This is a genomic window from Arthrobacter sp. Soil_N43 (genome assembly GCF_057655195.1).
Map to the genome: position 1 here is coordinate 1 of NZ_JBDGML010000051.1, position 18,462 is coordinate 18,462.

16 protein-coding genes and 1 pseudogene are annotated in these 18,462 nt (G+C 64.7%); 9 read left to right on the forward strand and 8 right to left on the reverse strand.

Annotated features, from left to right (window positions below):
• Window positions 1-380: 380 nt before the first annotated feature.
• The 4 genes from AC3A3W_RS03865 to AC3A3W_RS03880 all read right to left on the reverse strand — a co-directional run bounded on the left by AC3A3W_RS03865 (window position 381) and on the right by AC3A3W_RS03880 (window position 4,170).
• On the reverse strand, window positions 381-647 hold the full coding sequence (locus tag AC3A3W_RS03865; protein ID WP_487440556.1) for a MoaD/ThiS family protein: 267 nt from the start codon (window positions 645-647) through the stop codon (window positions 381-383).
• A 6-nt stretch (window positions 648-653) separates the two neighbouring features.
• Window positions 654-1,721, reverse strand: a complete 1,068-nt coding sequence (moaA, locus tag AC3A3W_RS03870; protein ID WP_487440557.1) for a GTP 3',8-cyclase MoaA — start codon at window positions 1,719-1,721, stop codon at window positions 654-656.
• 68 nt (window positions 1,722-1,789) lie between these two features.
• Window positions 1,790-3,781 (reverse strand): BCCT family transporter, encoded by a 1,992-nt coding sequence (locus AC3A3W_RS03875; RefSeq protein ID WP_487440558.1) that lies wholly within the window; start codon window positions 3,779-3,781, stop codon window positions 1,790-1,792.
• Window positions 3,782-3,819: 38 nt separating this feature from the next.
• The gene (locus AC3A3W_RS03880; protein ID WP_487440559.1) at window positions 3,820-4,170 is read right to left on the reverse strand and encodes a bifunctional 3-phenylpropionate/cinnamic acid dioxygenase ferredoxin subunit; all 351 of its coding nucleotides are present in this window, start codon (window positions 4,168-4,170) and stop codon (window positions 3,820-3,822) included.
• Between the two features lie 257 nt (window positions 4,171-4,427).
• On the opposite strand from AC3A3W_RS03880, the gene AC3A3W_RS03885 reads away from it, so the two are divergent.
• Complete coding sequence (locus AC3A3W_RS03885) at window positions 4,428-5,633, forward strand: NAD(P)/FAD-dependent oxidoreductase (RefSeq protein WP_487440560.1); 1,206 nt, start codon at window positions 4,428-4,430, stop codon at window positions 5,631-5,633.
• Between the two features lie 146 nt (window positions 5,634-5,779).
• Here the strand turns inward: AC3A3W_RS03885 and AC3A3W_RS03890 are convergent, their stop codons facing one another.
• The 3 genes from AC3A3W_RS03890 to AC3A3W_RS03900 form a co-directional block, all read right to left on the reverse strand.
• Window positions 5,780-6,589, reverse strand: a complete 810-nt coding sequence (locus AC3A3W_RS03890; protein ID WP_487440561.1) for an IclR family transcriptional regulator — start codon at window positions 6,587-6,589, stop codon at window positions 5,780-5,782.
• A 149-nt stretch (window positions 6,590-6,738) separates the two neighbouring features.
• Complete coding sequence (locus AC3A3W_RS03895; RefSeq protein WP_487440562.1) at window positions 6,739-7,311, reverse strand: GNAT family N-acetyltransferase; 573 nt, start codon at window positions 7,309-7,311, stop codon at window positions 6,739-6,741.
• A 37-nt stretch (window positions 7,312-7,348) separates the two neighbouring features.
• Window positions 7,349-8,674 carry a helix-turn-helix transcriptional regulator gene (locus AC3A3W_RS03900; protein ID WP_487440570.1) on the reverse strand — a complete coding sequence of 442 codons (1,326 nt, stop codon included), beginning with the start codon at window positions 8,672-8,674 and terminating at the stop codon, window positions 7,349-7,351.
• A 180-nt stretch (window positions 8,675-8,854) separates the two neighbouring features.
• On the opposite strand from AC3A3W_RS03900, the gene hxlB reads away from it, so the two are divergent.
• Window positions 8,855-9,457 (forward strand): 6-phospho-3-hexuloisomerase, encoded by a 603-nt coding sequence (hxlB, locus tag AC3A3W_RS03905; RefSeq protein ID WP_487440563.1) that lies wholly within the window; start codon window positions 8,855-8,857, stop codon window positions 9,455-9,457.
• Window positions 9,458-9,521: 64 nt separating this feature from the next.
• Window positions 9,522-10,145 carry a 3-hexulose-6-phosphate synthase gene (gene hxlA / locus AC3A3W_RS03910; protein ID WP_487440564.1) on the forward strand — a complete coding sequence of 208 codons (624 nt, stop codon included), beginning with the start codon at window positions 9,522-9,524 and terminating at the stop codon, window positions 10,143-10,145.
• 72 nt (window positions 10,146-10,217) lie between these two features.
• Here the strand turns inward: hxlA and AC3A3W_RS03915 are convergent, their stop codons facing one another.
• A complete protein-coding gene (locus AC3A3W_RS03915; protein WP_487440565.1) occupies window positions 10,218-11,474 on the reverse strand; it encodes an FAD-binding protein in 1,257 nt (418 codons plus the stop codon).
• Between the two features lie 170 nt (window positions 11,475-11,644).
• On the opposite strand from AC3A3W_RS03915, the gene AC3A3W_RS03920 reads away from it, so the two are divergent.
• The 6 genes and pseudogenes from AC3A3W_RS03920 (at window position 11,645) to AC3A3W_RS03945 (ending at window position 18,363) form a co-directional block, all read left to right on the forward strand.
• Entirely contained in the window at window positions 11,645-12,646 is a 1,002-nt protein-coding gene (locus AC3A3W_RS03920) for a LacI family DNA-binding transcriptional regulator (protein ID WP_487440571.1), read from the forward strand.
• A gap of 182 nt (window positions 12,647-12,828) precedes the next feature.
• Window positions 12,829-13,837 (forward strand): annotated as a pseudogene (locus tag AC3A3W_RS03925) (ABC transporter substrate-binding protein).
• A 27-nt stretch (window positions 13,838-13,864) separates the two neighbouring features.
• Window positions 13,865-14,833 (forward strand): carbohydrate ABC transporter permease, encoded by a 969-nt coding sequence (locus AC3A3W_RS03930; RefSeq protein ID WP_487440566.1) that lies wholly within the window; start codon window positions 13,865-13,867, stop codon window positions 14,831-14,833.
• A gap of 2 nt (window positions 14,834-14,835) precedes the next feature.
• On the forward strand, window positions 14,836-15,732 hold the full coding sequence (locus tag AC3A3W_RS03935; RefSeq protein ID WP_487440567.1) for a carbohydrate ABC transporter permease: 897 nt from the start codon (window positions 14,836-14,838) through the stop codon (window positions 15,730-15,732).
• A 52-nt stretch (window positions 15,733-15,784) separates the two neighbouring features.
• Window positions 15,785-17,323 (forward strand): arabinosylfuranosidase ArfA, encoded by a 1,539-nt coding sequence (gene arfA, locus AC3A3W_RS03940; RefSeq protein WP_487440568.1) that lies wholly within the window; start codon window positions 15,785-15,787, stop codon window positions 17,321-17,323.
• A 491-nt stretch (window positions 17,324-17,814) separates the two neighbouring features.
• Window positions 17,815-18,363, forward strand: coding sequence for a hypothetical protein (locus tag AC3A3W_RS03945; protein WP_487440569.1), 549 nt, complete (start codon window positions 17,815-17,817; stop codon window positions 18,361-18,363).
• Window positions 18,364-18,462 lie beyond the last annotated feature (99 nt).

An 18,462-nucleotide genomic window follows, 5' to 3' on the forward strand; every position in this document is an offset into this window, starting at 1 on the left:
ACCAAAGCCTCACCCGGCCCCGGATCCGGCACCAGAATCGTCTCCACCGACACCGGAGCGTCCTTCTCCTTGACAACAACTGCCTTGACTTTATGAACCATGAGTTCGTGTTCCTTTCGCTCTGGCTGCCAGAGTGGCCATGCCTTCCGGACTTCTGCCCAGGCGGGTAGTTTGCTTTGCAACGGTCACCGTTGCCGGATTCCCCTCGGGTATCCGCTGCCGGCCTCCGGCGCTCCGGCGGTGCGGAGTCGGCGTCGGGCCACCATCTGGAGCGAGGAAAAGCCTGATATGCGGTCAGTATCGAACTGATATATGACCGATGCTAGTGGCGGTGGCTGTGCAGTGTCAATGAGCTGAGAACCAAGCTCCGCCGCCGGGGGTCAGCCGCCGGCAAAGGGTGGCAGAACGTCGATGACATCCTCCGGGCCAAGCCTCAGACCGAGGTCCCGTACAGCAACTTCGTTGTGAAGGAAGCTGCTCCGGGCGATGATCCCTGCGAGCGGAGGAGTTCCCGCCGGTGGGTCCGGCCGGTCAATCGCAAGTACGGCTGTCAGGAGTTCACTCAGCATCACGCCAGCAGCCAGGTCATGACGTTCTTCTTCCACGCCGGCGGCCGAACATGCCGCGGCGAAGTAGCGTACCAACATTGTTTTTCAGCCTCCGATGGTGCTCATGCTACGGCCCGACTGCTTGTAGTCCGTGGAATCCAGGCCGGAGTGGTCCATGCCGTGGGCACGCGGCTTGATCCACATCGCGTCCTGCCAGCAGCGGGCGATTTCTTCGTCATCCGCCCCTGCGCGCATGAGGCCCAGGAGATCGAATTCCTCGCGGGAGAACAGGCAGCTCATGAGCTTGCCCTCCGCCGTGATGCGCGTGCGCCTGCAGTCGCCGCAGAATGGTTCCGTGACGGAAGCGATGATGCCCACGGTCCCCAGGGCGGGACCGGGGGATTCACCCTGAGCAGCAGCTCGCTTCCTGACCTGGAAGCGTTCTGCCGGGGCTCCGGCCCGCTCCCGAAGGTCAGGGGTGAGGATGAACTCTTGGGAGAGCAGTTCACGGATTTCGGCAGCAGTGACCATGTCGCGGCGCGTCCAGCCGTGATCTGCATCAAGCGGCATCTGCTCGATGAATCGCAGCTCGTAGTCGTGTTGCAATGCCCATGCGAGGAGCGGGGACGCTTCAGCGTCGTTGATGCCCCGCATCAGGACCGCGTTGATTTTGATCGGTCCCAACCCCGCAGTCCTCGCCGCTTCGACTCCAGCCAGCACCTTGGTGAGGAACGGGCGCCTGGTGAGCAATTCGAACGTCTCTTCGTGAAGGGAATCGAGTGAGACATTGATTCGGGTGAGCCCGGCGTCCTTGAGTGCCCCGGCCTTCTTGTCCAGTCCGACGCCGTTTGTGGTCATGGATATAGGCAGATCGGGGTGCTGCTGGCGCAGGGCCCGGATGATGTTCACCAGGTCAGGGCGTACCAGGGGCTCGCCGCCGGTAAGCCGGAGTTCCTTGATGGCCAGTTTGTCGACACTGATGCCAACAATCCGCACGATCTCATCGGGGGTCATCAGGGATTGTTTGGACAGCCATTCCAAGCCTTGCGCGGGCATGCAATATGAGCACCGAAGGTTGCATTTGTCCGTGAGGGACAACCGCAGATCTGTTGCCTGGCGCCCGAATCTGTCCAGCAGTCCGGCCGGAACTTCGGAGGGCCGGGTTGGCGGCATCGGCAGCCCGCCCCCGCTTCTGCCGGGAAGCCGGGGGATGCCCAGCTGAATTGTCTTGATATGAACACCTATTCCTTGACATCTGGAGAGTCGGGCTTGGTTCCGCCTGCACATGGCGAACCGTCCGGGCACCGTTCATCGCACTGGTGAGTGGTCACGAGGTCGAACTGGACGCCGCCGTGTTGTTCCACGCCGGTCCGGATGGCCCGTTCCATGACGGAGGTGGCCAGCCGCCGCCGCAGGGACAGCGGGTCATGCCGGAGGTCGCGGGTTATGGCGAAACAGAGCAGGAGCATGACCAGCACGAACGGCAGGGCGGCAACGATGGTGATGCGCTGCAGGCCGGACAGGGCTTCTGAGGGTTCGTTGCCACCGGCCAGGAGCATGACGGCGGCGACGGCGCCGGTCAGCGTGCCCCAGAAGATGACGACTCCGCGGCGGGGTTCCTCGGCGCCGTTGGAGCTGAGGGATCCCATCACGATGGAGGCGGCGTCTGCGCCGGTGACGAAGAAGATGGCAACCAGGACCATTGCCAGGACGATGACTGCCGCGGTGGCCCAGACTGGCATGCCCAGGTTCTTGACCAGGTCGAAGAGGGCGCCGTCAAAATTGACGGAGGGGGTCCCGTCGACCATGGTGACCAGGCCGGGGGTATTGGCCTTGTCGGCCTCCTGCTGCACGTGGAAGGCGGCGCCGCCGAAGATGCCGAACCAGATCACGCTGACGACGCTGGGCACCAGCAGGACGCCGGTGACGAACTGGCGGATGGTGCGGCCGCGGCTGATGCGGGCGATGAACAGTCCGACGAACGGCGTCCAGGAGATCCACCAAGCCCAGTAGAAGATGGTCCAGCCGGACATCCAGGTGCGCAGGGCCTCGTCTCCGACGGCCTCGGTGCGGGAGGACATTTCCGCCAGGTCCCGGGCGTAATCGCCGACTGCGGAAGGAATCAGGTTGAGGATGAAGAGGGTGGGGCCGGCGACGAAGACGGTGAGGGCCAGGATGACGGCCAGCACCATGTTGATGTTGGAGAGCCACTGGATGCCGCGGCTGATGCCGGAGACCGCGGAGGCGACGAAGCAGGTTGTCAGGATGGCGACGATCCCCACGAGGAACGGCGTGCCGACCTCTCCCACCCAGCCGTTGGAGGTCATGCCGCTGCCGATCTGCAGGGCACCCAGGCCCAGGGAGGCGGCGGTGCCGAAGAGCGTGGCGAAGATGGCCAGAATGTTGATGAATTTCCCGACCGGACCTTCGACCGTCCTGACGCCGAAGAGCGAGGTGAAGGCTGCGGAGATCAGTTGCCTGCGGCCGAGGCGGTAGGTGCCGTAGGCCATAGCGATGCCCACCACGGCGTACATTGCCCAGGGGTGCAGGGTCCAGTGGAAGATGGACGTTGCCATGGCGGTCTGGATGGCATCCGGGGTGCGTCCGTCCACGGTTCCGGGCGGGGGTGAGACGTAGTGGTAGAGCGGCTCGGCCACGCCGTAGAACATGAGCCCGATGCCCATGCCCGCGGCAAACATCATGGCCACCCAGGACACGGTCCGGAATTCGGGTTTCTCGCCGTCCTTGCCCAGCGGGATGTTGCCGAACTTGCCAAGGGCCAGCCACAGCACGAAAACGACGAAGAGGGAGGCCAGGCCCATGAACAGCCAGCCGGTGTACTGCATCACCCAATTGAGGGCGTTCTGGGATGTTGTTGCCAGGCTCTCCCGCCCGGAAAAGCCCCAGATGACGAAGGCGAGGGCCAGGACGCCGGTGATGCCGAACGTTGTCTTATCAAGGGGGAGGGAGCGGCGCCTGCCCAGGCCCGCCGCCTGTTCAGCTTCGGTCTGTCGCAGCTCGTGGAGAATCTGTTCGTACTCTTCGGAGCCGGGCAGGCTCGTTGCTGCTGTTTCCGGCTGGAGGGCCACCTCTTCCGGATCATCCACAGTGGCCACGATTAGTGCTTCCTTGGTTTTCTTATTGGCGGGGTGCGGGTTAGTTGCGGCATCTGCCGGCTGGTCGCCGGCGGGCAGCTGTACAGGTGTTGGTTTGACGTCACTATTTGTTGCCATGAGCGGGTCCTTTGCTCGGCGAGTGTCATGGGTCGGGCTTAGATATGGCCTTCTGCTGTCAGTCCCGGAGGCAGGTTGGGCGCCTCGTCGGATTCGATGACCATAATGTCGCCGTCAACAACCTTGACCTCGTGGTGGCGGACCGGCAGTTTGGCCGGGGGCGCGTCTACTGAACCGGTGCGGAGGTTGAACTTGGAGGCGTGCAGGGGGCATTCGACCCAGCAATCCTCAACATATCCGTCGGCCAGGGAGGCATCCTGGTGCGTGCACGTGTCGTCGAGGGCGAAAAGCTCGCCTTCTTCCGTGTGGAAGACAGCGATGGGCGGGGCGGTATCCAGGCGCAGCGCCTCTCCGGGAGCGAGTTCGCTGAGGGGGCAGGCCTTGTGCATAAAGCACCTCTTTTTTGATAGAGGGATGAGATTGTGCGGGCTGTGAACGGCGCCGCTTCTTTTTGTTTCGGAGGAATCAACAGACTTCGCGTTATGCAACAGAGTGCGCTCGGCCACAAGCGATGTCAAGCATTTTTTTAGCCGTTACCTACCCTTTTACTCTGTGTCGGCGAAGGTTGACAGGCCGGTGTGGGATCCCTCACGCTGTTGCATATAGCGATTCATGTTGCGTATACAGCAATTGGAAGTGGGAGATTATGCAGACGCTTGCGATCGTCGGAGCCTCGCTGGCCGGCCTCTCCGCCGCCAGGGCCGCCCGCGCCCAGGGCTTCACCGGAAGGTTGATCATCATTGGCGATGAGCACCACCGTCCCTACGACAGGCCCCCGCTATCCAAGGATTTTCTGCTCGGCACCATCACGTCCGAGGACCTCTTCCTGGAAACTGACGATGACGGGTTGCAGGCGGAGTGGCTCCTCGGAGGCGGAGCGATTGGCTTGGATGTAGCTTCACGGACCATTCGGCTGCACGACGGCACCTCCGTCAGTGCCGACGGCATCGTGATAGCGACCGGCGCGCGCGCCCGGAAGCTGCCGGCCCTGGAAGGGCTTGAGAATGTTTTCTACCTTCGGACCATCGCCGATGCCCAAGGACTGACGCCGCGGCTGGTGCCGGGCGCCCGCATGACTGTTATCGGCGCCGGCTTTATCGGCGCGGAAGTAGCCTCCGCCGCTGCGTCACGGGGAATGGAGGTGACCATGATCAACAACGCCCCCGTCCCGTTTACGGCGCAACTCGGGCAGGACATGGGGGACGTAGTCGCCAAGCTGCACCGGGCCAACGGCGTCAATCTGATTTGCGGTGCCGTCATCGAAGAATTCCATACCGGCGAGGGCGTCGTTTCCGGGCTCACACTGGCTGACGGCCGGTATCTGGAAACGGACGTCGTCGTGGTGGGCATTGGCGCAGAACCGAACACGGAGTGGCTGGAAGGATCCGGAGTCGAGCTCGGCTCGGGCGTGCTGTGCGACGCCATGGGCCGCACCAACGTTCCGGGCATCGTCGCAGTGGGGGACTGCGCTGCCTGGTTCGATAAGGCCCGCGGCGGCCACCGCCGGGTCGAGCATTGGACGGGTGCCCTGGAGCGCGCGGCGCTGGCCGTTCAGGTCCTCTTGGACAGCAATGCTCCGGAGCAGCCGTCGAAGCCGCCGTATTTCTGGTCTGACCAGCACGGCGTCAAGATCCAGTTCGCCGGTCATTCCTCCGGCTACGACCGCGTGGAAGTAGAGGCGGGTGATCCCCAGGAGCACAGCTTCCTTGCCGTGTATTACCGCGGCGACGACGCCGTTGCTGTCCTGGGAATGAACCAGCCACGGCTGTTCACCAAGTGGCGGCGCAACCTGGCAGCTCCGGCGCCCAAGCCGGAGGGCCAGCCCGGGCTGGTTGCCACGGCGGTGCATTAAGCAGCAGGTGCCCCAACCGTCCCCGCCTCCTAGGCTTGTCGGGTCGGTGGTTGAGCCTGTCGAAACCCGGTTTCGACAGGCTCAACCACCGTTAATTTCGTCAGGCTCAACCACCGTTAATTTCGTCAGGCTCAGCAAGCGCTCCTCTAGCGACGGGTGTACCCCATGTTCGCGCTGATCTGCAGCCCGGCCTCCTTCAGTGCCTCGAGGAGTCCCGGTGTCTTTTCCGGGTCGAAGCGGAAGGCGGGGCCGGAGATGCTGATGGCTCCGATGACCGATCCAACATGGTTGTACACCGGCACCGCCATGGATTTCAGCCCGATCTCGAATTCCTCCAGGGTCACCGCATAGCCGTTCCGGACAACGTCGAGGAGCTGTTCGTCGAGTTTGTCCCGGCTGGTGATGGTCCGCGGCGTGCGGGCCGGGAGCCCGGTCTCTTTCAGGATCCTGTCGCGGTCGTCCGCGGACAGTGCTGCCAGCAGAATCTTGCCGCTGGACGTGGCGTGCAGCGGCGTCAGGCTGCCCACCCAGTCGTACGTGGCCAGCGTGGAGGGGCCCATGGCCTGGTCAACGTTCACCGCGTAGTTCGAGCGAAGCACGGCCAGGTTCACGGTTTCCTTGAACGCGTCGGCCAGGCCTTCCAGCACGGGCCGGGCTTCGCGGACCAGGCTCAGCCGGCCGGGGATGGAGCTGGCCAGGCGCAGGATGCCGAAGCCGAGCTGGTACTTTCCACGTTCGCTGTTCTGGTGGACGATGTCCCTGCTGACCAGGGACCCGAGCAGCCGGGACACGGTGGACTTGTGGATGCCCATCTCCTCGGCTATGTCGCTCACGCCGGCGTGGCCGTCCCGGGCCAGGATCTCCAGGACTGCGAGGGCGCGGTCTACCGACTGGACGCCGCCGTGTTGGCCTGCCTCGCTGTCGATCTCAGATTCAGGGTCAGTCTTCGAAGCCATGCTCCATACTCTCAAGTAATTTCTGCGGCTCGCTTACCTGCCACAAGGCCGCCGAGGCGTCCTCTGGTCTATTGCACAGTTCGATCCTAGTCCGGGAGTGTGACTGGGCTGACATTGCATTAACAGGCTTGACGGGCCCGGGCCCGAAGTCAGCGCAGGTTGAGACGCATCAGCACGCGCGGGAAGCCGTTGATGACGGAGTCCGTGTCCGCAGCTTTGGTGAACCCCGCGCCTTCGAAGAGCGACCGTGTGCCGACGTAGGCCATCGTGAGATCCACCTTGTGGCCCTGGTTGTCCACGGGGTAGCCCTCGATGGCGGGCGCGCCGTAATTCCTGGCGAAGTCGACGGCGCCCTGCAGCAGATGATGCGAGATGCCACTGCCCCGGTGCCCGGGCCGCACCCGGATGCACCACACAGACCACACATCGAGGTCGTCCACGTGCGGAATCTTGCGGTTGCGGGCAAAAGTGGTGTCGGCACGCGGATGGACGGCTGCCCAGCCCACCACCTCGTCGCCGTCGTAGGCGAGGACGCCGGGCGGCGGATCCTGCGCCACCAGTTGCTTCATCATTTCGCCGCGCTCGGTTCCGTGCAGTTCGAGGTGCTGCTTGGAGGGGATGCGGTAGCTCAGGCACCAGCACACGTTGGCATCCGGCCGCTTCGGCCCGACCATCGCCTTAACGTCCTCGAACCGGTCTGCCGGGCGGACATCGATCGCCATGGAGTCCCGTCCTTCCGCTCGAAGCTCCGGCTCCCGCCTACCGGAGGCCCTTGCTGTGCGCCATCGCGATGGCTTCCGTGCGGGAGGACGCACCCACCTTCCGGAAGATGTTCCGCAGGTGGAACTTCACCGTGTTCTCGCTGATGTGCAGTTTCGAGGCGATGGCCCGGTTCCGCTGCCCGGCGGCCAGCAGCTGGAGTACCTCCAGCTCGCGGTCGCCGAGCTTCCATTCGGAAACGTCGGCGATCTGGCGCGCCGGCGGGTCGAGGGGGATTGCGACGGCGACGTCGGCGCCCCAGCCGGGCATCACATCGACCGACATGCGGCCGTTCAGGGCTTCCACCCGGTGACCGAGGCGGGCCATATTCGGTGCCTCTCCGGACAGTTCACCCGGACCGTCGTCGCGCACGTTGACCAACAGGTTCTCACCGTCGCAATCCCACTGCGTCCGGATCCGGCGCACCCCGCCTTGGTCCACCATGGCCAGCACCAGTCCGCGGACGATTGCCCGGGCGGCGTGGGCCACCTCGCCGGGCAGGGCGCGGCCGTTGACGGGAGGTTCGATGAACTGGACGTCAATGCCGCTGAAGTGCATCAGCGGTTTCAGATCCTCGCGGAGGCGCTGGAACGCTGAAGAGACGGGTTCCTCCACCAGTTCGTTGGTGCGGTCGCTGAGCGTGCGGAGTCCCACCAGGGCCCTGGCCGCGGATTCTGTGGCCGCCTTGCGCGCAGCGTCGTCGGCAAGGGAGGGGGAACGCAGCGCGGCGAGCAGGGTTTCGAGGGTGGTGGAGTGCCTGTCCACGAGTTCGGCTGTCACCCTCACCCGCTCGGCCGATGCCGCGCGGGACTCAATGAGGTACGACGGCGGTGCATCCGCCACCTTTTCCCGGATCCGCTCGGCGGCCAGCGTCCAAAGGTAGCGGAGCAGGCGCTCAGCAGGGGCCCGGTCGGCAGGATCCGGCAGGGGCTGCGGATCGGCGAGGACCAGCAGCGCGTTGCTCGGTGAGGAAAGGGCCAGGACCGGGCGCTTCACGCCGCCGAGCACGGCTTCGCCGAGCCATGGGGAGCCGGACGCTCCTTCATCGGAATCTCCTTCGCCGGACACCGATGCCCGGATGTGGTCAAGTTCCGCAATGGATACGCGGCTGATGATGGCTTCGTCGCCGGCCTTCTTCTGCGGCCGGCCCGTGCAGTCCTCCGTGAAGATGACCAGGGCACTGCTGCGTACATAGGGGAGTGTCGCGTCCCGCAGCCGTGCCGCGATGGTGGCCAGCGGCGCGGTGGACAGCGCGGCGATGGCGTCCAGCAGCGGCTGCGCGTTGAGGACGAACGTGCTCAAATCCAGCAGCCCTGCATCGGGCAGCAGGGGTGGGGGAGGGGCTTCGGAGGCTTCGACGGAGGTTACCACCTGCCCAGTTTACGGTGTCTTGCGGATTTGCCTACCCCTTTGGGTGGTTACAACCGTCCGATCAAAGCGTTGGACCCACCCAACAGGCAGGCGAGGATGAACAGGTAACAACTTTCGTGAAGGAGGAACCTGCCAATGAGCGTCGTCTCAGAAACCGGTCCGGCCGCCCTGGCCGACGTATCCCGGTCCTTTGACCGCAACCGGACCCTTGTCCAGGACGAAATCAGCGAAGTGTTCCAGCGCGTCGATCCGGCGCAGGTCGCGGCCCTGGTCACCGAACTGAGGCTGGCCGACAGGATCTTCGTGACCGGCGCGGGGCGGAGCGGCCTCGTCCTGAAGATGGCCGCCATGCGGCTGATGCACCTCGGGCTGACCGTGCATGTCGTGGGGGAGATCACCGCACCCGCCATCCGCTCCGGAGACCTGCTCCTCGCGGCGTCCGGTTCCGGCACCACCGCCGGCGTCGTCAAGGCGGCGGAGACCGCCGCCGCGCAGGACGCGCGGATCGCCGTCTACACCACAAACGCCGGTTCCCCGCTCGCCAAGGCAGCCTCCGCCGTCGTACTCATCCCCGCCGCCCAGAAGACGGACCACGGTTCCGCTTTGTCCCGGCAGTACTCGGGAAGCCTGTTCGAGCAGGTGCTGTTTGCCACCACCGAAGCGGTGTTCCAAAGCTTGTGGGACGAGGACGCGGCATCCCCGGAGGAACTCTGGCAGCGGCACGCGAACCTCGAATAGCCGTCCATTCATCCCTGACCACCACCAAAAACCAGCCTCAATCCAAAGAGAAAGAGAATTACCTATGAAACTGCAAGTCGCCATGGATGTCCTGACCGTCGAAGCCGCCCTGGAGCTCGCCGGCAAGGTCGCCGAATACGTTGACATCATTGAGCTCGGCACCCCGCTGGTGAAGAACGCCGGCCTGTCCGCCGTGACCGCCGTGAAGACCGCACACCCGGACAAGATCGTCTTCGCCGACCTGAAGACCATGGACGCCGGCGAACTCGAAGCCGACATCGCCTTCAGCGCCGGCGCAGACCTCGTCTCGGTCCTCGGCGGGGCCGACGACTCCACCATCGCCGGCGCAGTCAAGGCAGCCAAGGCGCACAACAAGGGCGTCGTTGTCGACCTGATCGGCGTTGAGGACAAGGTGACCCGCGCCAAGGAAGCCCGCGCGCTGGGTGCGAAGTTCGTGGAGATGCACGCGGGCCTGGATGAGCAGGCCAAGCCGGGCTACGACCTGGACGTGCTGCTCAGCGCCGGCGAGGAAGCCCGCGTGCCGTTCTCCGTGGCCGGTGGCGTGAACCTCTCCACCATCAACGCTGTGCAGCGCGCCGGCGCGGACGTCGCCGTCGTCGGCGGTTCCATCTACAGCGCAGCGGACCCCGCACTTGCCGCCAAGGAACTCCGCGCCGCCATTATCTAGTATCAGCCGGTTTCAACCGACAGGCCGGATGCGAATCCGCCGTCCCCTCACGGTGACGGCGGATTCGTTGGTTTAACGTGCGGTTACCGTCGGGACGCCGAGGAGGCTGTCCAGCAGCCCGTTGCGGAACTTGCCCGCCGGATCGTGCGCCGCTGCCAGCAACCGGAAATCGGCAAAGCGGGGATAGAGCGACTCCCAGTCGTGGCCGGCGGCCGAGAAGAGCTTGCCCCAGTGCGGTCTGGCACCGAACGGCCGCAGCAGGTCTTCGAGCCGGGGAAGAACCGCTTCCACCTCTTGCTGCAGCGGCTTCCAGGTGAAGTGCAGGGCCACACTCTGCTGCCGGTGGAAGGGGCTGAGCCAGAACTCGTCAGCGGCGCCCGTCCGGATCTCGGAGACAAACAGCAGCGGCGCGAGTTTGTCCGCCAGACTCCGCACTGCCTCGAGCGCGGCAGGCGCATGCTCCAGCGGCAGGATGAATTCGCTCTGCAGCTCCTCGCCTTTGCTGGGCGTGAACTCGTGGCGGAAGTGCGGCAGCCGGTCCAGCCAGGGTCCGGGCTCATCCATCTGGACGGTGCAGTTGTCGCCTGACATACCAGGCAGCGGGTGCCGGGGGCGGGTGGCGGGCGTGGCCCCAAACCGGTCCTGAATGGGAGGCTCGGAATCCAGGGCCTTGAGCCAGACCTGGCTGATGGCATCGCCCGCGTAGTCGGTAAACAGGCTCACGCTGTAGGCGCTGGATACCAGCTGTGTGAAGTCGGCCAGTGCCCGTTCCCACGGCAGGTTCTCCAGAACGCGCTGGCGCATCCGGAAGCTTGGCCTGACGGCGAGCTCAAGGCCGGTGACGATGCCAAGGGCACCCAGGCCCACAACGCTTCCCAGGAACTCGTCCCCGTCCCCGAGCGAGAGCGAAACCTGCTCGCCGGAGGGCCTGATAATGTCAATGCCCACTACCGCTCCGGCCAGGGAAGGGTTGTTTACTCCAGAGCCGTGGGTACCGGTTTGCACTGCTCCTGCGACGGAAATGTGGGGCAGCGACGCCATGTTGTGGATGGCGGCGCCCGATTGTTCCAAGCTGCGGCACAGCGCACCGTAACTCACTCCGCCGGTGACGCGCACCGTCTGCCGTTCCTGGTCCAATTCGATGTGCTGCGGCAGGGCGTCCAGCAGCACGTGGACGCCGTCGGTGTCCCCCACGCGGTTGAAGGAGTGGCGCGATCCCAGGGCCTTGACCCGGCGGGCGCGCGCTACCACGTCGGCGAGTTCGGCCACCGACTCTGGCCGCCTGACGTCCGTTGATGCGTAGTTCAGGTTTCCTGCCCAGTTCTTCATTCGTCGGCTTTCCGGTCGGGATGGCGGTCAAACCCAACAGTGAACGCTAACAATTCCTCTTGTCAAGACGCTTCCGCCGCCGCGGCGGGGCGGACGGTAACATCATCAGCAAGAGTGCACCAGACGCCATCTGCGGCTGGCTTCGGCCCGGGCACCATGAAAGGGGAGCAGTGCGCGCAACCGTCAAGGACGTGGCGCGACGCGCTGGCGTTTCCCCCAAGACTGTCTCGAACGTGATGAACGGCGTCGTTCCGGTCAGTGGATCCACCAGGCTCAGGGTGGAGCAGGCCATGGTCGAGCTGGACTACGTGCCCAACCTTTCCGCCCGCGGCTTGCGCAACGGCAGGTCGGGCGTCATCGCCTTGGCGCTGCCTGACCTGGCCACCCCCTACTCCGCGGAAATTGCGCACAACGTGGTCGAAGTTGCGCACGAGCAGGGCTGGAGTGTCCAGATCGAGGAAACCGGATCCGATCCGCAGCGCGAATACGAACTCATGTCCCGCGCCCGGTCCAATCTGGTTGACGGGCTCATCCTCAATCCGGTGGTGCTGGACGAGAGTGCGGTCAAGGTGGGCGTCTCGCTGCCCCCGGTGGTCCTGCTGGGGGAGGTATCCCAAAAGTTGGCTGACCGCGTGTGGGTGGACAGCGTTGCTGCTGCCCGCGACATGACGCTGGCACTGGCCAGGACCGGGCGGCGTCGCATCGCTGTGCTCGGAACTGCCGAGGGCCGCAGCTCGGCCGCGGCAATCCTGCGCACCCGCGGCTACCAGGTGGCACTCGACGAGCTGGGCATTGACCGGGACGACTCGCTGCTGATCCCCTGCGAAAAGTGGACGCCGCAGACGGCCGCGGCCGCGCTCACCTCGTACCTGGACTCCCACCCGGTCCCCGACGCGCTGTTCTGTTTTACCGACTCCATGGCCATCGGTGCGCTCAGCGTGCTGTGGAAGCGGGGAATCAGCGTTCCGGCCGATGTGGCCGTGGCGGGGTTCGACGACATCGCGGACGGGCAGTATGCCGTGCCGTCACTGACGACCGTTTCCTTCGACAAGCGGCAGATAGCCAGCGAAGCGCTGCGTCTGCTCACCGAGCGGATGGCGGACCGTGCGGCCGCGCAACGGGTGGCGACTGTCGACTACAGGATTGTGGAACGGGACAGCACTGGCCTCTAATCGAGCCGCTGCTATCAGATTGTTGGCGCTAACAATTTTTCCTTGTGGCCGCTATTACATCGATGTAAAGTGGGGCCTGCGTCACACCGGGCCGGCTGGTCCCCTGCGGAACGGACCGGATCAAGCGAGGCTGGTGTGCCACATGGACTACTTTTCAGCGGACCCATCCAAAGGAGTGACGGGTGAAGCAATTTGATTCTCTTGCCGGGAAACAACTGAACCGGCGGCAGTTACTGGCAGGTTCGGCCGTCCTCGGCGGCATGCTCGCGGCGGCCGGCCTCACCGGCTGCGGCGGAAGTGCCAACGCCGCTGTGCAGGACATCGCGTTCTGGCATCTGCTGTCCGGCGGTGACGGCATCAAGATGCAGGCAATGATCAGCAAGGCGAACCAGGGCAATCCCGGTTTCACCGTTCATCCCACCGTGCTGGCGTGGGGGCCTCCCTACTACACAAAGCTTGCCATGGCGTCCGCCGGCGGCCGTCCGCCGGAACTGGCCATCATGCATGCCAGCCGGGTTCCCGGCTACGCGCCGGGGGGACTCATCGATCCTTGGGACATGTCCTTGCTGGCCGAACACGGCGTGACGGCCGAGAGCTTCGCACCCAGAATCTGGGACAAGAGCCAACAGAACGGCCAGGTTTTTTCCATCGCCCTGGACTCCCATCCTTTCGTCATGTTCTACAACACCGACGTTGCGGCCAAGGCCGGCGTGCTCTCCGCGAACGGGCAGCTGCAGGACGTGAGCTCCCCAGAAGGCCGGGTTGCCCGTGGACGCGGCCACCATCCCCACGCTCTACGGGACCCCGGCTGCCTATGCCGACTCGCATTCTTTTGTCCTGCCCCGCCAGTTAAACGACGACGACGAGAAGCGGCGCAGCGTGTACAAGTTCGTCAGCGATGTCCTCAAGGGGTCGCTGTCGTGGGCCGAGGCCGGACACATCCCGGCCTATCAGCCGATTGTGAAGTCCCAGGCGTACCGGGAACTCGCCCCCCAGATTCACTACGCCAACGCGGCGGACATCATCACCTACGACCCCGAGTCGTGGTTCAGCGGCTCGGGCTCGGACTGGCAAACGTACTTCGCGGAGAACGTGCAGAACGTGCTCCTCGGCCGCGACAAGGCTGCCGACGGCTGGGACGCCTTCGTGCACCGCACCAACACCCTTCTCTTCCGGCCCAACCCGGTCTGAGCCACCCGAGTGACAAAGGAGTCCCTGATGAGTTCCTTAGCAACATTCCGCCGCGGCGCTGAGCGCACGCCGCCCTCGAGTCCCCCCGGGCCCCGTCTCACAACGTCCCGTGCGGCCCCGTCCAGTCCGCGCCGAACCAGGGACAACCTCACCGGCTGGGGCTTCGCCGCCCCTTTCCTGGCGTTCTTCCTTGTCTTCCTCGTGTGGCCCATTCTGTACGGCCTGTTCATGAGCCTGACCGGCAAGTCCCTGACCGGTGCCAACGACAGCCTGATCGGCCTGGCCAACTACGCTGAGGCCCTGGCCGATGCGGACATGTGGCGTTCCCTCGGCAACACGCTCTACTTCACCGTGATCAGCACCGTTCCTTTGGTGCTCGTTGCCTTGGTGATGGCGGCCCTGCTGAACGTCGGGCTCCCCGCGCAGTGGCTGTGGCGGCTGTCGTATTTTGCTCCGTACCTGCTGGCCTCGACGGTGGTCTCGCTCTTCTTTACCTGGATGTACAACCCGCAGCTGGGGCTGATCAACGATTCCCTCTCCAAAATCGGGCTGCCCAAAGTGGCATGGCTGAACGATCCGAATGTGGCGATGTGGGCCATCGTCATCGCCACCCTGTGGTGGACCGTCGGGTTCAACTTTCTGCTGTACCTGGCGGCCATGCAGAACATCCCCCACCAGCACTACGAGGCGGCGTCCCTGGACGGGGCCGGAGCCTGGCGGCAGTTCTTCTCCATCACCTTGCCTCAGCTGGCGCCGACCACCGTGATGATCGTCCTCCTCCAGATCCTGGCATCACTGAAAATCTTCGATCAGGTGTACCAGATGACGGCCGGCGGCCCCAGCGGCTCAACCCGGCCGGTGGTCCAGTACATCTTCGAAACCGGGTTTACCGGCTACCGGCTGGGCTACTCCGCAGCCGTCTCCTACATCTTCTTCGGGCTGATCGTGATCGTCTCGGTCATGCAGTTCTTCGTCACACGCCGCAGGAGTGCATAACCATGGCAACCCAGACCCTCACCCGCCCCGCTCCGCGCACCGCCGCCGGACCGGCTGTCCGAAAACCGCGCAGGAAGATCACGGCCGGCAAGGCCGCTGTGACGGCGGTGGCGGCGGTCCTTGCAGTCCTGTGGCTCGTTCCCTTCGCCTGGGCGACGGCCACGGCCTTCAAGAGCGAGCCCGACGCCGCAGCGCCGGAAGTCAGCTGGTTCCCGCCGTCGGGCTTTACCGCGGATGCCTTCGTCAAAGTGTTCCAGGACGGCAACATCCCGCTGTGGACGTGGAATTCCTTCTACACCTCCGCTGCCATCACCGTGATCACGCTGGCCATCTCCGCGCTGGTCGCCTATGCCCTCTCCCGCATTGACTTCCGGGGCAAGAAAGTCCTGATGACGGTGATCATCGCCTCCATCATCATTCCGCCGCCGGTGCTGATGATTCCGCTGTTCTATCAAATGGTGGCGCTGCACATGATCGACACGTCCTGGGCCGTCATCCTGCCGCAGGTCATCCATCCCGCCATGGTGTTTGTGCTCAAGAAGTTCTTTGACCAGATCCCGCGTGAGCTCGAGGAGGCTGCGGTGATGGACGGCGCGACCCGGATGCGGATCTTCCTGCAGATCATCCTGCCGCTTTCACGCCCGATCCTCGCCGCCGTCGCCATCTTCGTTTTCATCAGCGCATGGAACAACTTCCTCTGGCCCTTCATCTCCACCAACGACGGGTCCATCCTGACCCTTCCGGTGGGACTGCAGACCATCAAGAGCGCCTACGGCATCCAATACGCACAGAACATGGCGTCCGCCTTGCTCGCGGCCTTGCCGCTCATCCTGGTTTTCCTGTTCTTCCAGCGCCAGATCATCAAGGGCGTTGCCACGACCGGACTCGCCGGCACCTGAACCGGCCCTTTGATTTCCAACGAACCTGTCCAACCAAAAGGAGATACCCCACATGTCCCGCGCAAGAATCACCCTGGACCGAGACTTCACCATCGGGGAGGTGCCCCGCCGCCTTTTTGGCTCCTTTGTTGAGCACATGGGCCGCTGCGTCTACACCGGAATCTACGAACCGGACCATCCCGAGGCCGACGCCAACGGCTTCCGGCAGGACGTGCTCAAGCTCGTCAAGGAACTCGGGGCCACAGTCATCCGCTACCCCGGCGGGAACTTCGTGTCCGGCTACAACTGGGAAGACGGGGTCGGCCCCCGGGAAAACCGCCCCCGGCGGCTCGACGGCGCCTGGCACACCCTGGAAACCAACGCCTTCGGACTGCATGAGTTCGTGGACTGGTCCCGGCAGGCCGGGACGGAAATCATGGAAGCCATCAACCTGGGCACTAGGGGCGTGGATGCGGCACGGGAGATCGTTGAGTACACCAACCATCCGGGCGGCACCCATCTGTCGGACCTGCGTGCCAGGAACGGACACAAGGACCCGTTCAACATCAAGCTGTGGTGCCTCGGCAACGAAATGGACGGACCCTGGCAGATCGGCCACAAAACCGCGGACGAGTACGGCCGGCTCGCACAGGAGGCCGCCAAAGCCATGCGGTTCGTGGACCCGGACATCGAGCTCGTGGCCTGCGGAAGCTCCAACTCCGGCATGCCGACGTTCGGGGCGTGGGAGCAGACTGTGCTGACCCACGCGTACGAGGAAGTGGATTACGTCTCGCTGCACGCCTACTACCAGGAGCATGACGGCGACGTCGGCAGCTTCCTTGCCAGCGCCGTCGACACCGACTATTTCATCGAATCAGTCATCGCCACCGCTGACGCCGTCCGTGCCAAGGGAAAGCACAAGAAGCACATCAACCTGTCCTTCGACGAGTGGAACGTCTGGTACCAGCGCGGCCTCGATACCGAAGACCAGCCGCACCGGGTGGCCAAGGCCGGCTGGCGCGAGCACCCCCGGGTCATCGAGGACAAGTACAACGTGACCGACGCCGTCGTCGTCGGTACCCTGCTCAACTCGCTGCTGCGCCACGGCGACCGGGTCAAGATCGCCAACCAGGCGCAGCTGGTCAACGTCATCGCCCCGATCTTCAGCGAGGAAAACGGCCCGGCCTGGCGGCAGACCATCTTCCACCCCTTCGCACGCATGGCCGAACTGGCGAAGGGCCAGATCCTGCGCCTCTCCGTCGACTCCGACAAGTACGAAAACGCCCGGTTCGGCGGCACCGACCTGGTGGACGTCAGCGCAACGTGGAACGAGGAGACCGGCCGCGTGGCGCTCTTCCTCGCAAACCGCGGCCTCGAGGAAGCCGCAGACCTCGACGTCACGCTGCGCGGTTTTGATGCCCGCCAGGTGCTCCGGGCGGAGGTCCTGGAAATCCCCGACGGAGGGGACCGCTTCACGGCCAACACCCAGGGCAGCCCGGACCGCGTCGGGCTCCGGCCGCTGGAAGGGGCGAAGGCGAGCGGCTCCGAACTCCGGGCAACCCTGCCCGCGCTGTCCTGGGCCGTGATCGAACTGGACGTGGTCAAAAACTGACCATTGACAGGCAAAAGGCCAGAGAACGACGGCGGGAACCTCCCGCCGTCGTTCTCTCACCATTGGTCGCTGAAAGCCGTTCCTTCCCGGACGATGGCGTGGCACACTTGTTGAACTATCGAGTGGCTGGGGGATCCAAGTCAGGAGATCAGTATGTGCATTCTGATGCACCCCGGCACCCCGGGCCGTTGTCTGGCGGTGAACAACCCATGATGGTCGGTTGGGCCTACCTCATGGCGGCAATCATGACAGTTGACTCGTTCCTGCTGGGATTGCTGCTGTTGAACGTGACATGGCCGAAGCGCCGGAAGAAGCGCCGCTGAGGCGCCTTCGGCGCAGTGACATGATCTCCCGGCCCGCATTCACAGCAGGCCGACAGGTTCCAAACAGCAGTGCCTTACCTCGGGCCTGCATCTTTGTATGAAGGGCGGTGCAAACCAGCCGTTCTTCCGCAAGGAGCCGTTTCATACGGCGGATCGAGGAGACATCACATGTCACGTAGCAAGAGAATCACGCTGGGCATTGCAGCCGGGGCGTTGGCCCTTGGTGCCGGAATGGGAGTCACGGGAATGGCGTCGGCTGCCGAGACCCCGACCCCCACCCCGAGTGCCAGTGCGTCCGCAGACACTACCGCGCCGGCCGACGGCTTCGGCAAGCGCGGGGGACACAAGGGGGATCGCGGCCAGCTCGCGGCGGACCTGGCCTCCAAGCTGGGGGTTGAGGAGGCGAAGGTGACCGAGGCGCTCCAGGCGTTCCGGGATGCCAACAAGCCCACGACGCCGCCCGCCGAGGGCACCAAGCCTGACCGTTCAGCCATGGACGCGGCGATGGCCAAATCCCTGGCCGAGAAGCTTGGCGTCGAGGAATCGAAGGTCGCGGCGGCTCTGGAGGAAATCCGCGCGGCCGCCCAGGCGGGGCGCGCGGCAGCCCTGAAGACCAGGCTGGACACGGCCGTCAGCGACGGCACGCTGACCCAGGCCGAGGCCGACGCCGTCACGAAGGCTGTAGAGAAGGGCGTGATCGGCGGAGGCGGGCGCTAGGACCGGCCTGTTGCCCCGCTGACTGAGGTAAGCGAAGGATTCCCCGGGAGTTCCCCGGGGGATCCTTCGCTTGCTTGCCCGGACGCTCCCTCACGTCTT

What these genes read in the sequence shown, in the direction of transcription:
- AC3A3W_RS03875 (WP_487440558.1), bottom strand. Translation starts at nt 3,781, where the DNA reads ATGGCAACAAATAGTGACGTCAAACCAACACCTGTACAGCTGCCCGCC.
- AC3A3W_RS03915 (WP_487440565.1), bottom strand. Translation starts at nt 11,474, where the DNA reads ATGAAGAACTGGGCAGGAAACCTGAACTACGCATCAACGGACGTCAGG.
- AC3A3W_RS03935 (WP_487440567.1), top strand. Translation starts at nt 14,836, where the DNA reads ATGGCAACCCAGACCCTCACCCGCCCCGCTCCGCGCACCGCCGCCGGA.
- AC3A3W_RS03945 (WP_487440569.1), top strand. Translation starts at nt 17,815, where the DNA reads ATGTCACGTAGCAAGAGAATCACGCTGGGCATTGCAGCCGGGGCGTTG.
- hxlA (WP_487440564.1), top strand. Translation starts at nt 9,522, where the DNA reads ATGAAACTGCAAGTCGCCATGGATGTCCTGACCGTCGAAGCCGCCCTG.
- arfA (WP_487440568.1), top strand. Translation starts at nt 15,785, where the DNA reads ATGTCCCGCGCAAGAATCACCCTGGACCGAGACTTCACCATCGGGGAG.
- AC3A3W_RS03930 (WP_487440566.1), top strand. Translation starts at nt 13,865, where the DNA reads ATGAGTTCCTTAGCAACATTCCGCCGCGGCGCTGAGCGCACGCCGCCC.
- AC3A3W_RS03895 (WP_487440562.1), bottom strand. Translation starts at nt 7,311, where the DNA reads ATGGCGATCGATGTCCGCCCGGCAGACCGGTTCGAGGACGTTAAGGCG.
- AC3A3W_RS03865 (WP_487440556.1), bottom strand. Translation starts at nt 647, where the DNA reads ATGTTGGTACGCTACTTCGCCGCGGCATGTTCGGCCGCCGGCGTGGAA.
- hxlB (WP_487440563.1), top strand. Translation starts at nt 8,855, where the DNA reads ATGAGCGTCGTCTCAGAAACCGGTCCGGCCGCCCTGGCCGACGTATCC.
- moaA (WP_487440557.1), bottom strand. Translation starts at nt 1,721, where the DNA reads ATGCCGCCAACCCGGCCCTCCGAAGTTCCGGCCGGACTGCTGGACAGA.
- AC3A3W_RS03885 (WP_487440560.1), top strand. Translation starts at nt 4,428, where the DNA reads ATGCAGACGCTTGCGATCGTCGGAGCCTCGCTGGCCGGCCTCTCCGCC.
- AC3A3W_RS03890 (WP_487440561.1), bottom strand. Translation starts at nt 6,589, where the DNA reads ATGGCTTCGAAGACTGACCCTGAATCTGAGATCGACAGCGAGGCAGGC.
- AC3A3W_RS03880 (WP_487440559.1), bottom strand. Translation starts at nt 4,170, where the DNA reads ATGCACAAGGCCTGCCCCCTCAGCGAACTCGCTCCCGGAGAGGCGCTG.